Annotated in this window: 16 protein-coding genes and 1 riboswitch; of the genes, 5 read left to right on the top strand and 11 right to left on the bottom strand. The window is 35.0% G+C overall.

Annotation, left to right across the window (positions count from 1 at the left end; genetic code table 11):
* Positions 1 to 165: 165 nt before the first annotated feature.
* From J2772_RS07180 to J2772_RS07205, 6 genes are all read right to left on the bottom strand, one after another.
* Positions 166 to 840 carry an O-methyltransferase gene (locus J2772_RS07180; RefSeq protein ID WP_209915081.1) on the bottom strand — a complete coding sequence of 225 codons (675 nt, stop codon included), beginning with the start codon at positions 838 to 840 and terminating at the stop codon, positions 166 to 168.
* 75 nt (positions 841 to 915) lie between these two features.
* Positions 916 to 1,647: a hypothetical protein gene (locus J2772_RS07185; protein WP_209915084.1), complete on the bottom strand. Its 732-nt coding sequence runs from the start codon at positions 1,645 to 1,647 to the stop codon at positions 916 to 918.
* Between the two features lie 5 nt (positions 1,648 to 1,652).
* On the bottom strand, positions 1,653 to 1,916 hold the full coding sequence (locus tag J2772_RS07190) for a hypothetical protein (RefSeq protein WP_209915087.1): 264 nt from the start codon (positions 1,914 to 1,916) through the stop codon (positions 1,653 to 1,655).
* A gap of 75 nt (positions 1,917 to 1,991) precedes the next feature.
* Positions 1,992 to 2,543 carry a putative glycolipid-binding domain-containing protein gene (locus J2772_RS07195; RefSeq protein WP_209915090.1) on the bottom strand — a complete coding sequence of 184 codons (552 nt, stop codon included), beginning with the start codon at positions 2,541 to 2,543 and terminating at the stop codon, positions 1,992 to 1,994.
* A 43-nt stretch (positions 2,544 to 2,586) separates the two neighbouring features.
* Positions 2,587 to 3,159 (bottom strand): Crp/Fnr family transcriptional regulator, encoded by a 573-nt coding sequence (locus J2772_RS07200; RefSeq protein WP_209915093.1) that lies wholly within the window; start codon positions 3,157 to 3,159, stop codon positions 2,587 to 2,589.
* Between the two features lie 9 nt (positions 3,160 to 3,168).
* Positions 3,169 to 3,714, bottom strand: coding sequence for a hypothetical protein (locus J2772_RS07205; protein WP_209915097.1), 546 nt, complete (start codon positions 3,712 to 3,714; stop codon positions 3,169 to 3,171).
* Between the two features lie 132 nt (positions 3,715 to 3,846).
* Between J2772_RS07205 and J2772_RS07210 the strand changes: the two genes are divergently transcribed.
* Positions 3,847 to 5,187 carry a M28 family metallopeptidase gene (locus J2772_RS07210; protein ID WP_209915100.1) on the top strand — a complete coding sequence of 447 codons (1,341 nt, stop codon included), beginning with the start codon at positions 3,847 to 3,849 and terminating at the stop codon, positions 5,185 to 5,187.
* A 126-nt stretch (positions 5,188 to 5,313) separates the two neighbouring features.
* Here the strand turns inward: J2772_RS07210 and J2772_RS07215 are convergent, their stop codons facing one another.
* From J2772_RS07215 to J2772_RS07225, 3 genes are read right to left on the bottom strand one after another with little or no spacing between them, the layout of a single operon-like run.
* A complete protein-coding gene (locus J2772_RS07215) occupies positions 5,314 to 5,850 on the bottom strand; it encodes a GNAT family N-acetyltransferase (RefSeq protein WP_209915103.1) in 537 nt (178 codons plus the stop codon).
* 11 nt (positions 5,851 to 5,861) lie between these two features.
* Entirely contained in the window at positions 5,862 to 6,254 is a 393-nt protein-coding gene (locus tag J2772_RS07220; protein WP_209915106.1) for a VOC family protein, read from the bottom strand.
* A 40-nt stretch (positions 6,255 to 6,294) separates the two neighbouring features.
* Positions 6,295 to 7,080, bottom strand: a complete 786-nt coding sequence (locus J2772_RS07225; RefSeq protein ID WP_209915109.1) for a hypothetical protein — start codon at positions 7,078 to 7,080, stop codon at positions 6,295 to 6,297.
* A 103-nt stretch (positions 7,081 to 7,183) separates the two neighbouring features.
* Here J2772_RS07225 and pafA point away from each other — a divergent pair, with 103 nt between their 5' ends.
* A complete protein-coding gene (gene pafA / locus J2772_RS07230) occupies positions 7,184 to 8,830 on the top strand; it encodes an alkaline phosphatase PafA (protein WP_209915112.1) in 1,647 nt (548 codons plus the stop codon).
* 59 nt (positions 8,831 to 8,889) lie between these two features.
* Here pafA and J2772_RS07235 read toward each other — a convergent pair whose 3' ends face one another.
* Together J2772_RS07235 and J2772_RS07240 are read right to left on the bottom strand one after the other, a co-directional pair.
* The gene (locus J2772_RS07235) at positions 8,890 to 10,020 is read right to left on the bottom strand and encodes a tetratricopeptide repeat protein (protein ID WP_209915115.1); all 1,131 of its coding nucleotides are present in this window, start codon (positions 10,018 to 10,020) and stop codon (positions 8,890 to 8,892) included.
* Positions 10,017 to 11,624, bottom strand: coding sequence for a helix-turn-helix domain-containing protein (locus tag J2772_RS07240; RefSeq protein ID WP_209915117.1), 1,608 nt, complete (start codon positions 11,622 to 11,624; stop codon positions 10,017 to 10,019). The genes J2772_RS07235 and J2772_RS07240 overlap by 4 nt, the downstream gene beginning before the upstream one ends.
* A gap of 203 nt (positions 11,625 to 11,827) precedes the next feature.
* Here J2772_RS07240 and J2772_RS07245 point away from each other — a divergent pair, with 203 nt between their 5' ends.
* From J2772_RS07245 to J2772_RS07255, 3 genes are all read left to right on the top strand, one after another.
* A complete protein-coding gene (locus J2772_RS07245; protein ID WP_245365172.1) occupies positions 11,828 to 13,129 on the top strand; it encodes a T9SS type A sorting domain-containing protein in 1,302 nt (433 codons plus the stop codon).
* A 154-nt stretch (positions 13,130 to 13,283) separates the two neighbouring features.
* Positions 13,284 to 13,462: riboswitch (cobalamin riboswitch) on the top strand.
* A 31-nt stretch (positions 13,463 to 13,493) separates the two neighbouring features.
* Entirely contained in the window at positions 13,494 to 15,326 is a 1,833-nt protein-coding gene (locus tag J2772_RS07250) for a TonB-dependent receptor plug domain-containing protein (RefSeq protein WP_209915123.1), read from the top strand.
* 16 nt (positions 15,327 to 15,342) lie between these two features.
* Complete coding sequence (locus J2772_RS07255; protein ID WP_209915127.1) at positions 15,343 to 16,404, top strand: DUF5074 domain-containing protein; 1,062 nt, start codon at positions 15,343 to 15,345, stop codon at positions 16,402 to 16,404.
* Positions 16,405 to 16,512 lie beyond the last annotated feature (108 nt).

A 16,512-nucleotide genomic window follows, 5' to 3' on the forward strand; every position in this document is an offset into this window, starting at 1 on the left:
GCCTCGTATCGGCTACCCTCGAGGTCCCGCATCCTCCCCCCCAACCCACCCCCCCCCCCCCCCCCACCCCCAACCCACCCCCCCCCCCCCCCCACCCCCCCCCCCCCCCCCCCCCCCGAAACTACTTATTACTGATATTCAAGACGTTTTAGTTCAATGTTTTTATCAATCAACCCTATTAACCACAGCAATAGCCATCCCATCATGCTCTTTCGCTCCAACGGTCTGAAGAATTGTGGCTGTGACGTTTTCAGTGGTACTTAGTAATTTATTTAGCCTTTGAACTCCCTGTACTTTTTCATCCTGGCTATTGGAATCGAGAATCTTTCCTTCCCGGATTACATTATCCAATATAATAATTGTTCCGGGACGTGATAATTGAAGGGCATATTTGAAATATTCTGTGTAAGGAGGTTTATCTGCATCAATAAAAATCATATCAAATTTTTCATTTTCTTCCTTTACCATTTGGGGCAAAATATCCAATGCTTTACCAATTCTAAACTCTACTTTGTCTGAAAGTCCTGCATTTTTAATGTTTTGTTGAGCAACTTTTCCATGATGCTGATCTACTTCTATTGTAATGATTTTACCTTCTTCAGGTAAAGTACGGGCCAGCCAAATTGTACTGTAGCCCCCTAAAGTTCCCAGTTCCAAAACTTTTTTTGCGTTACATGCCATCATCATTACCTGTAGAAATTTTCCTTGATTAGCAGACACACTGTGTTGAGGAAGACCTTCAGCGTCTAGAGATGTAAGAGTATCTTTTAGTGCTTGATCTTCAGGTGCAAGCAAATCACTGATGTAATGGTCAATTTCTAGAAAAAAATCTGTTTTCATAGTATAAAAATTTAAGTGAAATCAATCCTTACTGATTGATTATAGATTAGGTGAATTTTAAAATAGGAGATGACCTCAATAAAAGTCATAATATAAACTCCACTCCCCAGTCTCCTTATTCTTTGCAAACATGAGACTGCCACTGTCAATCACATTTAAGTTGGCCTTACCATCTGAAGAAACCTGGAAAACAAATTCAAAACCTTCTCCAAAACCATCTTTGAAGCCGATGCCAGGTTGACAGAATGATGGATAGCCACCTAATTTAGTACTGTAGCAATGTGAAATTATGCTGAAGTAGCTGTCAAAAAATCCTTCTCTTTCAAGTTTGACGATTTCAGAAATTAAGTTATAGTTTATATCTTCAATTCCACCGCCATCCCATAAAGGAGCGTCTTTAGGATATAATTCAGAGCGTAGTGGAAATGGTTTTAAATAAGAAACGGGACTTTGTAAATCTTTGATGATAATGTTCTCAAGGTTATCATATTCCCGGATGATCCAATTATTACCCATTTTTTCAAAAGTTTCCGGAAAATCCTGGGAAATAAATACAGTAATTATTTTTTTATCTTTTATCAGTTCCGGTACAAAAGGCTGGTTGGGAAGATAAAACTGGATAAGCGGGATCATTGGGTCGCCATTTTTATCCAAAGGGATTTCTTCATCTTCAGCATAGGCAAATACCCGTCCGATCCATGATTCTTCCAAAACGTTCAGAGGTCTGAAGCCGCCGGTGAAAAATTCTGTAGCAGGTCTTTCTATCTGATCTTTAATTTCCTGAATTCTGTTATCTGTTTTTTCCATAAGCTTTAGTCTTCGTCTTCTTTAAAATCATCCATCATCAAATTGTAATATCCATTGTATTCAGCTCTTTCTTCCTCTGTAAATGCATCAAGTTCCAATGTCAGATTTTTGGCTTCTAAAGTGGAAATTTGTTGATTATGTTGGGTAAAAGCAAAACATCCAAGACATGAAACTCCGCTGTCTTTTAATTCTCTTATTTTATTACTCAGCTCCTGTTGGCTTAGAACTCCACAAGTAAGGGCTGCTTCTTTTATTTCGGGAATAGTCATAATGATTGTTGATGTTGAGTCAAATATAAAAAATTGAATAAGGATAAAGAAATTAATGTTTAATGGAATTGAGCTTTAAATTTCAGCAATTTTATCAAATAACTTAGGATAATTGACGACCAAACTACTGTCATCAACTAGAATATCGGCTTTAAAATCAGTTTGCAGGTTATCATAATGATAAGTATGGGGAGCCGTTCTCGTATATTGTTGGGTAACCGGTTTTACCAGACTATTCAGAACATCAATATAAATGACCTTGATTTCCTGGGAATCATTTTCAGCCAATTTTAAATTGTTGATGGGTAAAGTATTGGTGAAAGGAGTTAAAGAAATATCAATGAAATTAAAGTCTTTAAAATCAGAGTTAATCACATTGTTGATTTCCCATTCATCCTGATATTTCTTTCCTGTGAGTGTGTTTTTAACAGTATTGATCTCAGATTCAATCGTGAATTCCTGAATATTCCAGTCAGGATCAATAGTTAACTGATAATCCACAGCATATATTTTGCTTTCGTAGAAGCCGATAATTTTGGAGATTACTTTTATAGCTGTATCATTTTTTGTAAGGCTGAAATATTCCAGCGATTGAAAAGCAATTCCTTGCCAGATCAATGTTTTCATTTTGTTTTTGGTTTAGTGTGGTTGTATTTTTAAATAATTTCGGTTATTGGGAAATTCTCCGTTTTCTGATCCTGCTTAAAGTTTCCCTTGCTACTCCCAGAAATGATGCCAGCTGGGTAAGAGGAACACGCTGTAACATTTGAGGATATTTTTTTTCAAGATATTCTAATCTCTCCTGAGCTGAATACAGCTTGAACAGATTGGCGAATTCTTCCTGTTTAGTAGCAAACTGACGGATGCAGTGACGCCCCAGAGATTCTATTTCAATGTATTGTTGTGCAATTGTAAAGAGTATTTCTTTATCAAAAACGACAACATGTAATTCCTCACAGGCAGCTATATTGAATTCCGAAGGGATTCCGCCTCCGAAGCTTCCGATATTGGTGGCCATTTCATTTTCAAAGAAGAAATCAGTGTTTTTTGTTACACCATCTATTTCGTAATAAGATTTACAGTATCCCTTATCAATGTAGAACAAAGATTTACATATTTCACCTTCCTTCAGTATCAATTCATTCTTTTTGTACTGCTTTTTAGTGAGGGCAGGGTGAAGTAAATTCCAGCTTTCATCCGAAAATGGAGTAAGAGAGCGAATGTAGGTAAGGAGGTTTTCCATGTGAAATGCCTATATTTTTTTATTTTTAGGAATTTTCAAAAGAAGAACAACAGCCCATGTTTGAAGAATGAGTTGTAAAATATTGATGATTGCGAGAATAGGATCAGTACTTAAATGAGTTATTATTATAGGTATTCCAAGGATACCGATCACAAAAAGAAAGATAAACAGATATTTTGCTACTGCATTTCCCTTTCCGATCATATAACCGGTTCCAAAAATAAAAGAAATTACCGCAACAGAAATAAAAATTGCCAGCCCTGAATTTAATTGTTCTGATGTCCAGATTAAACCGACAATTCCTATAGCTCCAGACAAATAGATAAGGTTGGAAGCCTTTGTATGATTGGGATGTATTATGGTGTCGCTATCTCCAACTGTAGAAACAAGAGAATTAATGCGGTCCTGTTCTTCATTTGTAAAGGTTCTTCCTCTTGACTGTAAAATCTCATAAGCATACTGTATAGCTTGAGGTACGAATTTACTGTCAGGTTTGATGTATTGCTCAAGTTCTAGGTCAGACATTTTTTCCAAAACATTTTTCTTTGTATCCATCTGATGTAAGGTTATTTTTTCACGAAAATAGTAAAATTTTAATTTAAAGATTTTGTAGATAAAGTCTATTGCCTTTTTTGTAATTTCATCCAATCAAGATAAACTGCAAAAAGATTAATTGCCTGATCCATTATGAAAAAAATCCTATTCACTTTGTTCTTTATTCCTGTTGTTTTGCATGCCCAGCAAACGGTTGCTCAGGATCCTGAAATTCTCAATTATGTTTCACAGGTAAGTACAGATTCTCTGAAAAACCACATCAAATCCCTGGTGAGTTTTGGAACGAGACATACCATGAGTTCTACCACAGATCCTAAAAGAGGAATAGGAGCTGCAAGAAGATGGGTGTTGAAAAAGTTTAATGATTATGCAAAAAATGCAGGTGGAAGAATGGAAGTTTTTATGCAAAATCAAACGATCCAGCCGGATGGAAAAAGAATTGACCGTCCTACCGATTTAGGCAACGCTATTGCTATTATTCATGGAACAGATCCCAATGATAAAAGGCTGTTTATGATGAGTGGACATCTGGATTCAAGGGTAAGTGATGTGATGAATAGTAAAGATAATGCTCCGGGAGCCAATGATGACGGAAGCGGAGTGGCCGCACTGATTGAAAGCGCAAGAATATTAAGCAAATCTAAATTTCCGGCAAATATTGTATTAGTGGCTTTTTCCGGAGAAGAACAAGGATTGTTGGGATCAAAAATGCTGGCTGAGAAAGCAGCTAATGAAGGTTGGAAGCTGGAAGCATTGCTGAATAATGACATGATCTCCAATAATCTAAGCAGTGATACTCATTTAACCAATACCCATCAATTGAGAGTCTTTTCCGAAGGTCTTCCTCAATATGAACTGGATAAAAAAGCACAGGATATCAGAAAATTCGGATTAGAAAATGATGGAGAACCAAGACAATTGGCCAGGTATATTAAAGAGATAGGAGAGCGGTATGTTGATCATCTACAGGTTAAATTAATCTATAGAAATGACCGGTTTCTGAGAGGGGGAGATCACACCCCATTTGTTGAAAAGGGATTTTCTGCTGTACGATTGACGGAATTCAACGAAAACTTCAATCATCAGCATCAGGACATCAGAAAAGAAAATGGATTGCAGTATGGAGATTTACCGGAGTTTATGGATTTTGAATATTTTAAAAAGAATGTAGGTGTGAATATTGCCGTTCTGGCCAATCTTGCCAAATCACCTTCAAAACCGGAAAATGTAAAAATAGAAGTCAGTAAACTTACCAATTTTACAGATCTTTCCTGGGAAAAACCTAAATCGGGAGAAATAACAGGTTATTATGTGTTAATGCGTGAGACCGATGCTTCTGTGTGGCAGAAAAAAATCTTTACCAAAGAAACTGCCATTAAGTTGCCTTATTCTAAAGACAATTATTTCTTTGCTGTACAGGCTGTAAACGCTTCCGGGAATGAGAGTCTGATCGTTATGCCGAAAATAAAATAAAGACAGCAAGAATTTAACATCCATAGGAGCGGGCTATTATCCTGAACTTCGTAGAAAGGAGCCCGCTTTCATCATTAATCAACTATCCATTGGCTTTAGTTAAAACCTGTCTAAAATATTTATCAGTTATTCAATGTCTAACGTCATAAAAAGGGCAATTTCTTCGGATTGATCATATAATCTCATATTCACTCCGGTGATATTGAAACCCATTCTTCTGTAAAACTGTATCGCAGGATAGTTGGTATTCTGAGTTTCCAGTTCAATCACCCGGCAGTTCAGTTTTCTGGCCTCTTTGATGGCATTTTTAATCAACATGATCCCTAATCCCTTTCTTCTGTATTTTTCATTAACCAGAATGTTCTCGATATAGAAACTATTATTCCATATTCTGTGTTCACAAATGATCCAACCCTGAAGTTCGCCATCTGCAAAAGCTCCGAAAGAAGAGTCTTTTTCAATAATTGTGTTGAGTTCTTCAATATCATCAGAACTGGTTTCCCATACTTTGGCGTAGGATAATTTTTTTTCTCTCAGACTGAACTCAAAGGTGCCACTGAATTCTATTGAAGAAACAGAGTAGATGATATCTGTTGAATACCCGTTATGACCCCAGTTTAAACTAGGGTTGGAAGTTAGCTGTTGTAGTTTTTTTATTTCCACAGAAGAATATTTTATTGAATTTCAGTGCAGATTTCTACAAGATAATTATTAGGGTCTTTGATGTATGCTGTCTTTTGTCCCCAAGGTTTTACAGTAATATCTTCGTACAGAACAGCTCCGTTTTTTATTGCTTTTTCTACTAAGGCTTCTACATCGTCTGTTACAAATCCCAGCTCAATTCCAAAAGGTTTTTCTTCAGTTTTTGAAAGCATAAATCCTTTTTTAATATTGGAGCCGGCTAATTCGATAGAGGCAAAAGACAGCGTAGTTTCTCCTGTAATCAGTTCACCATAGTCTTTTTCCGGAGTGATGAATTTGATCTCAGCATCGAAAGTGTTTTGGTAGAAATTCATGGATGATTCTACATCTTCTACATACAGGATAACATATTTAAACTTAATCATAACTATTATATTTAGAGGTGTTTTTTGAATTAAACTTGTTTTATTTTTTACTTAAAATATATTCTTCATCCACCATCAACTCAACATTAGGCCCATTTTGAGGATAATATTTTAATCCCTCAAGGTGACCAAAATGAACCGGATATTTTTGAGTAAGCTGTCTTACTTTAGTTCCAAATGAATTGAGATTGACTGTTTGGATGCTATCCGTCTTTTGACGGCCATTGGTAAAGAAAAGCATCAGATTACAATGGTTGTTGAAATCTTGATCTTTATAATAAAATACATTGATATTTTCATCTTTACATATTGGAATCAGATCATTAATAAAGTGTTTTTTATCTGATAAAGGTAGATTACAGTCAATTCTTATGGAAAGATTTTCAGCATTATTTTTTTTGAAATCTGAACCTACAATCTGTAGAAAACGGTGTTCATTATTTTCCAAATTTTCTCCTTCAGTATGAAAGGTTTTGGTAGAGAGTGATTTAAATGGGATACTGAAATCTAATATAATAGCATTTTCACGAATCAATAATTCTTCTATTTCAAGAGCAAACTGAAAATAAAAATCAAAAAGAACATATCCTCCAATATTGATGATGAGTTGATTCTCGTTGATATTAAGATGTAAAAAAGCTTTTTTAAACTGGGTTTTCAGCTCTTCCAATTTTCCAATAAAATGATCTGTGTTGTCAACCTGAATTCTTGCTACCAATTCAGCCGTATTATCAGCATGGCCTCCATAGCCTTCGAAAAATTTAAAAAACTTGAAATGATATAAATTTTCAGGAAATTTAAAGTACCAATAGACTCCTAAAATCATGATGAATTGTGTTGAGAATTGAATAAAGATCAAATTTAAATAAAAATTCACGTTCTAAAACATTCAAAACCCCTAAATTTGTGAACAATAAAATTTTACTTGGATGCTTAGGAACATTTCAATTGCGGCAGCTACTTTTTTGTCCGTAGTTACAATCAATGCGCAGAAGAACAGAAATTCTCAACTGGAAAGACCCAAATTGGTAGTTGGTCTGGTAGTAGACCAGATGCGTTGGGATTATTTATACCGTTTTTACAACAAATATGGAAATGACGGTTTCAAAAGACTTTTGAATACAGGATATTCTTTAAATAATGTACACATTCCTTATGTTCCTACCATTACAGCTTTGGGACATACTTGTATCTATACAGGATCGGTACCTGCCATTCATGGGATTGCCGGAAACGACTGGACAGATAAGGAAACAGGTAAAGGAGTATATTGTACTGCAGATGACAGCGTTCAGCCGGTAGGAACAACCAATACCAAAACAGGAAGCCACTCTCCGAAAAATCTTTGGTCTACAACAGTAACGGATGAATTGAGACTGGCAACGAATTTCCAAGGAAAAGTGATCGGGGTTTCTTTAAAAGACAGAGCTTCCATTCTCCCTGCAGGTCACACACCAAACGGAGCTTTCTGGTTTGATGACAGCACAGGAAACTTTATCACAAGTACATGGTATATGAATGATCTTCCTCAATGGGTAAAGTCATTCAACTCTCAGAATTTACCTGAGAAATTGGTCGCTAACGGTTGGAATACTTTACTTCCGATCAATCAGTATACAGAAAGTGCACCAGACAATTCTCCTTGGGAAGGACTATTAGGAAGTGCAAAAACACCTACATTCCCTTATAATGATCTTGCAAAAGATTATCAGACGAAAAAAGACAATATCCGTTATACCCCTTTCGGAAATACACTGACACTAAAGTTGGCTGAAGCTTCTGTAGAAGGTGAAAAATTAGGTGGTGATAATATTACAGACTTCTTAGCAATTAACCTTGCTTCTACGGATTATGCAGGACATAAATTCGGGCCTAACTCCATTGAAGTGGAAGATGTTTATATCAGATTGGATCAGGATTTAGCACAGTTCTTTAATTATCTGGATTCTAAGGTTGGAAAAGGAGAGTATACGGTTTTCCTTTCTGCTGACCACGGTGGAGCACATTCTGTAGGATTCCTGAAAGAACATAAAATCCCGACAGGTTTCTTTGGAGAAGATGCTGAAAAGAACCTTAACCAAAAGTTGAAAGATAAATTCGGAGCTGATAAATTAATCAATGCTATCGATAACTATCAGATTTATTTTGACAGAAAAGTATTGGCAGACAGTAAACTTGAGTTGGATGATGTAAGAAACTTTGCTGTTAAAGAACTGGAAAAAGATCCTACTGTTTTATATGCGGTTTCTGTAGACAGAGTTGCTGAATCAAGCATTCCCGAACCAATCAAGCAAAGAATTATCAACGGAATCAATAGACAGAGAAGTGGTGATATTCAATTGATATCTCACGATTCTATGCTTCCGCCGTATTCTAAAACAGGAACTACCCACAGTGTATGGAACTCTTATGATTCACACATTCCATTGATCTTTATGGGTTGGGGAGTTCAGCACGGAGAAAGCAACAAGGCGTATCATATGACTGATATTGCACCTACTGTTTCTTCATTACTGAAAATCCAGTTCCCAAGTGGAAATGTTGGAAATCCAATCACTGAAGTTATGGGTAAATAAACCGAATAACATAAACAAAAAAACATTCCACTTTGGAATGTTTTTTTGTTTTATACAAATTATGAAGTTTTTATAATTTGTTGAATCCTCTTTTGAAACTTTTTATTCTGCTTTCTTATTTTTAAAATAAAGTACAGTAAAAGGGAAATCAAAATTCCAGCAATAACAAAGGACAGAATATTCATATCATGGTACTGGGATTTCAGTTTTTGGCTTTTTGCGGAGGTTTCTTTATTATGATTATCTATGACCTGGTTAATAGAAGATAACTCGTTTTGCTTTCTCTTAAACCGCATTTCAAAATATTTCCTATTGTATAGCTGATATAAATCCTGCTGCCCTATGGCGAGATAATTGTTTGCCATTTCGTTGTAGATTCCTTCATTCAAGATAATGTCTCCTATATTTTTACTGAGGTTTTCAGCTTTTACCAAAAGATGGATAGCGATTTTATTATCATGTTTTTGTTTATAGACCTCAGACATTCCTTTTAAAGCGAATGCTTCCAGACTTTTGGCATTATTTCGCTGAGCACAGTCTATGGATTGTAAAAATGCCCGTTGGGCCTTATCAATGAGATTAAGGTTAAGATAGCAATAGCCGATATTATAATAAACCACACTCATATTGGAATAGGTGGTTTTCTTTACAGGTACTTTTTCAAAATTTTCTATGGAGATCAGAAACTTTTCCAGGGCAATTTCAGAATTGGACTGGCTTTTATAAATCATTCCTTTTATGGCATAGATTGTAGCAGTTTCGGTATATTTTTCAGTTGTTCCGTCAGGTAGTTTTACCAGATATTGATCTGCTTCATTCAGTGTCTCAAGACTTTTGCTGAAAAGCTCCATTTGCTGATATTGTATAGCAACAGAGACAAGTACACTCAACTGGCTTTTGGTATCATTGGTTTTTTGTGAAAGTTCTTTGGCCTTTAAAATGTACATCAAAGATGCTTCGAAATTCCTTTTGGCAACATTGGCCGTAGAAAGAAGCATATAAATCTCAATAGATGTTTTGAGATCATTATCTTTTTTCAGTAGCTGTTTTCCAATGTGAATGGCTTTATCAGGATTGTCATAAATTTCCAGTTTGGCTTTTTTTAACAGGGAAGTATACGAAGTGTTCTGGCCATTTATAAAAATAAAGGACAAAAAGATGAATGAGAATACTTTCAATTTTAGTTTCATGATACTTTACTTTTACTGATTTCCTGAATGTAAGCATTAGGAGATATTCCGGTAACTGATTTAAAAACGGTGGTAAATGCACTATGAGAAGAAAAGCCTGAGTACTCTGCAAGATAACTTACCTTATAATTAAGAAAAGTCGGATCTGTTTTTAATAGTTGTACGATGTGGTTGATCCTTAGCTTATTAATATATCCATTGAAATTTTTTTCCTTATTATTATTGATGACCTCTGAAAGATATTTGGTATTAACCTCCATTTGAGCAGAAAGCATAGATAATGACATATTTTTGTTCAGATATCGGTCAGACTGTTCAAATTCCTCTAGTTTTTGAAGGATTTCTTCTTCTTTTTCTTTGGAAATTTTATTGGAATTCCTTTCTGTCTCAGTACTTTTTGCTAAGTCGGTAACTGGATAAATAACTTGTTTTTGTTGGTTATTCTGTCTTTCAAAGAAATCAAATTGCTTTTTTAAATCTTTATTTTTGTTTTTAATAACCAGAAAATAGATCAATAGTCCAATGACAATTACAGATAAAATCAAAGTGAAAGTCCAGAATGATTTTAAATAATTCTGCTTTTCAAATTCAAGGGTCTTATTTTGATTGGTTTCAACCAGTTTTACAATATACCGTATTCCTTCTTTTGTGCTGGAATCTGTTTTTGATCTTAGATCATTATAATATTTGTTGTATTGATGGTATTTGATATCATCATGGAGCGCAAAATAAGTCCGGGATAAAGATTCGTAGATTTTAATCTTTATATTATTAAAAGGAAGATTTTGAATCAATGACAGTCCCAGTTCCAGTTTTTGAGCTGAAGTTTTATAATCCTGTTGTAAGAAATAAAACCGGGATAGGTTTTCATACGCTAAACTGAGTAAAAATGGCTGATTTTTCTGTTTTTCAAGTTCATAAATTACATTTTCTATAATTTTTTTATATTCTGCCAGTTTATTTTGTTTCATTAAATAGGAAGAGCGGAAAATCTTATTTTCTGTTTTAATAATTTTATTTTCCTCATTATCATGATCAATATACTGATCGCTTTTGTTAAGGTTTTTTAAGGCATTGGAATAATCTCTACTGATTCCCAGATTCAAAGCCTGAAGCTGATAAAGTTTTGCAGTGGTAATCCTTAATTTAGGATCATTGCTTTTCAGAAGCTTTTGATCAGATAAAAGATGAGTAATAATCTGTTTAGACTGATTATATAATCCAAGGTTCTGATATTGGTCTGCGAGATTATAATCCCCAAAAACCCGCATAAAATAAGAAAGATCTCGGTTCCGATCCAGATTTTCTTTCTGAGAAAAGCTGTTGACAGACTGCATATAATCTCCCTTCATTGCAAAAGCTTGTGAAATAATGTTTTGAAGGACGATTCTATCCTCTACATCCTGATCACTTACCAGAAGCCCTTGGGTGTAGCTTATACAGTCGTCAGGATTTTGATACAATTTCTGAAATGCTTTATCAGCAATAACAGTAAAGTCAGGTCCAGATTGTCCACTGATAATAAAGAAGCATAATGTGAAGATCAGCAGAAAAATTCTTCCACTGTTTTCAATCATCTTTCTGAATAACAATTTATTTTTCATGTTTTTCTTAACAATCTGCCTGGAAACCGTCTTCAAAATTTATTTTATTTAAATATTTGGTTATTAATATTTTATATTTTTTATTCTTTTGAAATTCACGAATTGTGAAAGCCTATTTCTTTTGTATAGTCAAATATAATGTTAATATTGTTTCTGTTGGTTTTTAAAATTAAATATAATAATATATGAAAAATTTTTACAAAATGTCAATTAAATTACTTGCTGTTTGTTTCTTTTTTAATTTTAGTGTAGCTGAGGCTCAGCTTACGGTAATGGGACTCGGAAATTATAATGTAGGTGCGGTTTCTGATAAAGGAGTAGTAAGTATGCATACCAGTGGTGGTGGGATCTATATGTGGACAGCCAATACAGGAATTGTACAGATAGGATCTATCTCAAACGGATATCCGGCGACAGGGAAAACAGTTGTATCTAACGATGGAAATACAATTGCATCCTCTGTGACCAATACAGCAACAGGTTTTAATGAAATTTCAATGTATAATGTAACTTCTTCAACCTGGGTAAATAAAGGAGGTCTTGTTTCTACCGGTTGGGATGGAAGCGTAAGCTCTACATGGGGAATGTCTCCAAATGCGAATACAATTGTAGGACTGGGCTGGCTTACTGCATCAAACGCCCATGCTGTAAAATGGGATGAAACAAATGGAATGGTAGATCTTGGAAGTATGGTAAGTGGACGAAGTTCGAGAGCGAACGCCATAAGTGCAGACGGGTCTGTTGTGGTAGGATGGCAAGATGAGTCCACGGGAACCAGGAGTGGTGCTAAGTGGATAGATGGTGTGGAAAGTTTCATTACAGATAGCAACGGAAACAACGTAGGAGAAGCTGGAGCTGTTTCCGCAGATGGCAATACGATAATTGGTTCGGCAAACCCAAATCCTTATGTATGGAAGGCTGCAACTGGACTGACGTATATAACACACCCCAATGCTTCATTCTCTTTTAAAGGAGGAGCAACCGGAGTTTCTGGGGATGGAACAAAGGTTATTGGATTTTACAGGGCGTTTGGAGCTCCGCCAATGTCTGGAGAAGGTTTTATCTGGACGGAAACGGATGGACGTGTTAATCTCAATGACTATGCAACAAGCTTAGGCATTAATACCAATGGGGTAATTATGGGACTTCCTCTGGCTATCTCTCAGGATGGGAAAAAAATTGCAGGGATAGGAATGAATGCTTCCAATCAAATGGTAGCATTTTATCTGGACCTCACTGGATATTTATCAGTGAGTGATGTAGAAAAAGGTAAAAATAAAGAGACAATAAGTATCTATCCTAATCCGGTTACTGATATCTTATATTGTAAAGGAGCTGGAAAAATTGAAAAGGCAGAAGTTTATAATATGGTAGGACAAATAGTGAAATCATTTACATCCATAGAGGATCAGATTGATGTATCATCTTTACCAAAAGGAAATTATATAGTACAGCTTTCCGAGAAAGGAGGGAAGCAGCAGAGTTATAAATTCATTAAGAAGTAAAATTCAGCAAATTTTAATAATAGTTATACAATGAATGGCTGTTTCCAAGATGGGAAACAGCTATTTTTATTAATATATACTTTAATATGTTCCAATTTCTATCTTCTTTATTTTTAGCTATGTCATCACTTTTTGTCTAATACATTTAAAAAGCTATCTTTGCAAAAATTTTGGTTTCCAGTATATTGGAATGAAAAGGGAATTGGGTGGAACTCCCAAACTGTCCCCGCAACTGTAAATCGCAATAAAAACTTCTGTACACAGCCACTGTATAAAAACGGGAAGGCGCAGAAAGCGAAAGTCAGGAGACCTGCCAGAATAATAATCAAAAAACATATTGCTTTCGGAGGAAAAGTAGAAGGATATGAATATAAAAAGATCTCTAGTACTGTTTTTGTCATCTTGTGGCGGCTTTCTTTTCGGACAGGAGAAAGTTGTTGATACTATTTATATTTTCGACAGCCAGATGAACAAGGTGAAGCAGTTTCACCCTGTAAAAACAATTAATACTGAAGATGTAGAAAAAAATTCCAATAATCTTTCTGAACTACTAAGGTTTCAGTCTTCCATTTATATTAAAGAAAACGGACGTGGTGGAACAGCTTCACCATCATTTAGAGGAACTACCGCTCAACAGACTTCTTTTGTATGGAATGGGATTAATATTAATTCTAATTTTCTGGGCCAGGGAGATGTAAACAATATTTTTCTTTTCGGATATGATCAGATCGGAATAAAAGCAGGTGGTGGAAGTGTTACTTATGGTTCCGGAGCTATTGGTGGAAGTATTCACCTGGACAATAGTCTTAATTTTAATAAAGGGTTCCATGGAACTTTATTTTCTGAAGCAGGATCTTTTAATACTTTTAATAATTTCGTTAAAGGGTCTTACAGCAATGATAAATTCAGCTTTAAGGCTTCCGGGAATTATTCTGTCAGTGAGAATGAGTATGAGGTGAATAAAAAGCCTCAGAATTATATCAACCGTAACGGGGAGTATTACAATACAAATTTTAATATTGCTGCCGCATACAAATTAGCTCCACATCATCAGATTTCGTGGATTTCTGAATGGTTTAACGGACAACAGCATTTTCCAATTATTTTTGAAAGCGAAACAAAAACTAAATACCAGACTCAAAATGTAAGAAGTTTGATTTCTTGGGATTGGAATACAACAAAGCTTAATAACTCTTTTAAAGCAGCTTATACAGAAGAGAATTTTGAGTATTTTAATGATATTGATAGACCTAAATTAAGTAGTGGTGCGGGAAAGAATTATATCCTAAAGAACGACTTTAATTATTTTCTTAACCCAAAGTGGAATTTCAACATCATTGGAGAATACCAGTTGAATAAAGGTGAAGGATATGGATCCGGAATAGATAAATTAAGCCGGAATATGGGTTCTGTGGCGGGATTAATAAGATATTTCCCTACCACTGATTTACGTCTTGAAGCCGGAATAAGACAGGATTTTGTGGGAGTAACCAAGTCTCCTCTTTTATTTTCTTTTTCAGGAAAATGGAATGCCTTAAGTTGGTATAATCTAGGTTTAAGTGTCTCAAGAAATTTCAGAGCTCCTTCTTTCAATGATCTGTATTGGAGACCAGGTGGAAATAAAAATTTAAAGCCGGAGACTTCTTATCAGTTTGAATTGAGAAATCAGTTTAACGCCGGAGATTTTAAAGCCTCACTGGTTCCTTATTATATGGATATCAGAGATATGATACGCTGGATTCCTAATTCCTTAGGACTTTACACACCTGTAAATACAGCTCATGTGAGATCTTATGGAGTAGAAGCTCAGGCGGAGTTTACTAAAAGATTTGGAAAGCACCTTTTACAAGCTGGTTTAGGATATGCGTACACAAATTCTCAGGATCTGGAGCAGAAAAAACAACTGATGTATGTACCATTCCATAAGTTTACGGGAAATATTGATTATCAATATAAATTCATAAAGGTGTATGTTCAGGGATTGTTTACCGGGCTTACCTATACAGATTCCAACGAAAAGAAAAGTGAAGCTCTGAAAGAATATTTTGTAATGAATGGTGGAGTTGGAGCAACTTTTTTAAAGAACTATACCCTGGGCTTTAAAGTCAATAATATTTTCAATCAGACTTATTATACAATGTATGCTTATCCGTTACCTGGAAGAAACTACAGTGTCAATTTAAATATCAACTTTTAAAAATAAAATTTAATATATGAATATCAAAAGAATTTTACCTCTTGCATTTGCTTCTATACTACTTTTCAATGTTTCTTGTAGTAGTGATAACGATACTGAAACGGGTGGAACACAAGTAAATTACGGAAACGGAATCCTTGTTGCTAATGAAGGTGGGTTTACAAAGCCAACTTCTGATGTTACTTTTATAAGCAACAACCTGGGAACAGTTTATACTAATATCTATTCTAATAATAATGGGGGAGAAGCTTTCGGAAAAGTACTTCAGAGTATAGGTTTCAGTGGAGATAAAGCATATCTCGTTGCCAATATTCCTAACAAAATTGATATTGTAAACCGAACGACATTTAAATTACAAACTACAGTAACGGAAAATCTTGATAATCCAAGATATATTGCATTCTCCGGAAATAAATATTTTGTAACAAATAATAATTTTTCCGGCAAAAAGAAATTAAATGCTTATAATATTTCAGATAATGTTTATTTTGGCAGTATAGAATTTCCGCGTTTAGCCGAAAAAGTTGTAGAGGCAGAAGGTAACATCATCGTGCAGACAGATGGGGTAGGTTATGATGCTGCTTATAATGAGCTTCCAACAGGATACACAATTACTGTTGTAAACCCTTCTACGATGGTTAATCCAACGACAATTACATTACCTGCTAAAGGAATCATAAAAGACCTTATTGCTCACAATGGAATTGCTTATGTATTAGTTGCTGATAAAGTAGATTCATACATTTATGAAATTAATTCAAAAGCAGGAAACTATACTACCACTACACTTACCGGAATTTCTAATGTACAGAAATTGAGAGCTTATAATAACGAATTCTATTTTATTGCCAAGAATAATAAAATATATGAAATGCCTATTGGGACTATAGCGCCAATAATGCCTCTTGCAACAGCGGTAGGAAATGTTTATGGATTTGATGTTATTGATGGGAAAATCTTTGCTTCAGAAGCAAACTTTAGTGAAGATGGTAAGGTAAATGTTTACAGTACGTTGGATGGTACTTTATTGAAAACCTTTACTGCAGGTGTTGGAACAAACGGTTTCTATAAAAACTAAAAATTACGCTTCGGCGTATATAATATAATTTTTTATTTTTTCATCATTTGTGTTTTTTTCCGGGTGGGTTCTTAGAACCCGCCCGGCTTTGGTATATACCTTATTGAA

This window comes from Chryseobacterium jejuense, assembly GCF_017877355.1.
GTDB classification, from domain to species: Bacteria; Bacteroidota; Bacteroidia; order Flavobacteriales; family Weeksellaceae; genus Chryseobacterium; species Chryseobacterium jejuense_A.

Excerpts from the sequence above, each read along its gene's own strand:
- J2772_RS07180 (WP_209915081.1), bottom strand. The coding sequence starts at position 840 with ATGAAAACAGATTTTTTTCTAGAAATTGACCATTACATCAGTGATTTG.
- J2772_RS07185 (WP_209915084.1), bottom strand. The coding sequence starts at position 1,647 with ATGGAAAAAACAGATAACAGAATTCAGGAAATTAAAGATCAGATAGAA.
- J2772_RS07190 (WP_209915087.1), bottom strand. The coding sequence starts at position 1,916 with ATGACTATTCCCGAAATAAAAGAAGCAGCCCTTACTTGTGGAGTTCTA.
- J2772_RS07195 (WP_209915090.1), bottom strand. The coding sequence starts at position 2,543 with ATGAAAACATTGATCTGGCAAGGAATTGCTTTTCAATCGCTGGAATAT.
- J2772_RS07200 (WP_209915093.1), bottom strand. The coding sequence starts at position 3,159 with ATGGAAAACCTCCTTACCTACATTCGCTCTCTTACTCCATTTTCGGAT.
- J2772_RS07205 (WP_209915097.1), bottom strand. The coding sequence starts at position 3,714 with ATGGATACAAAGAAAAATGTTTTGGAAAAAATGTCTGACCTAGAACTT.
- J2772_RS07210 (WP_209915100.1), top strand. The coding sequence starts at position 3,847 with ATGAAAAAAATCCTATTCACTTTGTTCTTTATTCCTGTTGTTTTGCAT.
- J2772_RS07220 (WP_209915106.1), bottom strand. The coding sequence starts at position 6,254 with ATGATTAAGTTTAAATATGTTATCCTGTATGTAGAAGATGTAGAATCA.
- J2772_RS07225 (WP_209915109.1), bottom strand. The coding sequence starts at position 7,080 with ATGATTTTAGGAGTCTATTGGTACTTTAAATTTCCTGAAAATTTATAT.
- pafA (WP_209915112.1), top strand. The coding sequence starts at position 7,184 with ATGCTTAGGAACATTTCAATTGCGGCAGCTACTTTTTTGTCCGTAGTT.
- J2772_RS07235 (WP_209915115.1), bottom strand. The coding sequence starts at position 10,020 with ATGAAACTAAAATTGAAAGTATTCTCATTCATCTTTTTGTCCTTTATT.
- J2772_RS07240 (WP_209915117.1), bottom strand. The coding sequence starts at position 11,624 with ATGAAAAATAAATTGTTATTCAGAAAGATGATTGAAAACAGTGGAAGA.
- J2772_RS07245 (WP_245365172.1), top strand. The coding sequence starts at position 11,828 with ATGTCAATTAAATTACTTGCTGTTTGTTTCTTTTTTAATTTTAGTGTA.
- J2772_RS07250 (WP_209915123.1), top strand. The coding sequence starts at position 13,494 with ATGAATATAAAAAGATCTCTAGTACTGTTTTTGTCATCTTGTGGCGGC.
- J2772_RS07255 (WP_209915127.1), top strand. The coding sequence starts at position 15,343 with ATGAATATCAAAAGAATTTTACCTCTTGCATTTGCTTCTATACTACTT.